The sequence below is a fragment of the Aurantimonas sp. E1-2-R+4 genome (genome assembly GCF_036549515.1).
Classification (GTDB): domain Bacteria; phylum Pseudomonadota; class Alphaproteobacteria; order Rhizobiales; family Rhizobiaceae; genus Aurantimonas; species Aurantimonas coralicida_A.
In genome coordinates, this window is the sequence record NZ_JAZHLK010000129.1 from 1 (window position 1) to 1,526 (window position 1,526).

Below are 1,526 nucleotides of genomic sequence, written 5' to 3' on the forward strand. Positions count from 1 at the left end.
TAAGCGGGGTTTTTCGCATCCAAGAATGACCCCTGCTTTGGTTTGTCACAGTCTCTTCCGGATGGGCTTTTGCTCCGTTTGGAAGGGTAAGCCGGGGAATGATTGGTGTGGATTTGATAGGTCAGATACGGCGTGCGTTTCATGATCAGCGCCAGGGGATCAAGACGATCGCCCGCGATCTGGGAGTGTCGCGAGGCACGGTGCGCAAAGTCGTGCGCGGAGACGATACGGAGTTTCGATACGAGCGTGCGGTTCAGCCGGCTCCCAGGCTCGGAGCGTTTGTCGAGGATCTGACAGCGATCCTTGAAGCGGAAGCGGCGCTTCCACGTCGGGAACGGCGCTCCACGCAGCGCCTGTTCGAGGAATTGCGCGGCCGCGGCTACGAGGGAGCGCATGACAGCGTTCATCGGTTTGCCAGAACATGGCGGCAGGAGCGATCTCGCCTTCCGGCAAAAGCCTACGTGCCGATGAGCTTTGCGCCGGGCGAGGCCTACCAGTTCGACTGGAGCCACGAGACGATCACGCTTCAGGGGCTGCCGCTGATGGTGAAGGCTGCGCATATGCGACTTTCGCACAGCCGGATGCCGTTCGTTCGCGCCTATTTCCGCGAGACGCAGGAACTTGTCTTCGACGCCCACGACAAGGCTTTTGCCTTCTACGGCGGAATCTGCCGGCGTGGAATCTACGACAACATGAAGACGGCGGTGGAGACGATCTTCGTCGGCAAGGCCCGTCAATACAATCGTCGCTTCCTTCAGATGTGTTCACACCATCTGATCGAGCCGGTGGCATGCACGCCGGCGGCGGGCTGGGAGAAGGGCCAGGTGGAGAACCAGGTCGGCAATCTGCGCGACCAGGTGTTCCGGCCCAAGCCGAAGGTGGCGAGCCTTGAGGAACTGAATGCCTGGCTGGAAGACCAGTGCATCGCCTACGCTAAGAGGACGCGTCATCCCGAGTTCAAGGATCGGACGATCTGGGAGGTCTTCCAGGAGGAAAGGCCTGCCTTGATGGAACTGCGATCGCCGTTCGACGGGTTCGTCGAGAAGGCAGTGCGGGCCAGCACGACCTGCCTCGTCATGGCCGACCACAATCGCTACAGCGTCGATGCGCGGGCCGCCGGACAGACGGTTCTGGTGCGCACATACGCCGAGCGGGTCGTCGTTTTATTCGAAGATCAGATCGTCGCCGATCATCCGCGCCAGTTCCGGCGCGATCAGGTCATCTACGATCCCTGGCACTATCTGCCGATTCTTCTGAAGAAGCCGGGCGCGCTGCGCAACGGCGCGCCGTTCAAGGACTGGGACCTGCCGCCGGCCCTTGCGCAGGTTCGCACTGAGCTGAAGCGGCACGAGGATAGCGACCGTCAGTTCGTGAAGGTCCTCGGCGCCGTCCTCGACCATGGGCTGGAAGCCGTCGAGACCGCCTGCACCGAGGCTGTCGAAGCCGGAATCTGCCATGGCGACGTGATCCTGACGATCCTTGCGCGCCATCTCCAGCCGCCGCCGGTCTCCAGCATCGCGATCCCC

Annotated in this window: 1 protein-coding gene; it reads left to right on the forward strand. The window is 62.1% G+C overall.

Going from position 1 to position 1,526, the window contains the following annotated elements:
• Positions 1-98: 98 nt before the first annotated feature.
• Positions 99-1,526: IS21 family transposase (istA, locus tag VQ045_RS21655; RefSeq protein ID WP_331831598.1), on the forward strand; the 1,428-nt coding region annotated here is incomplete at its 3' end.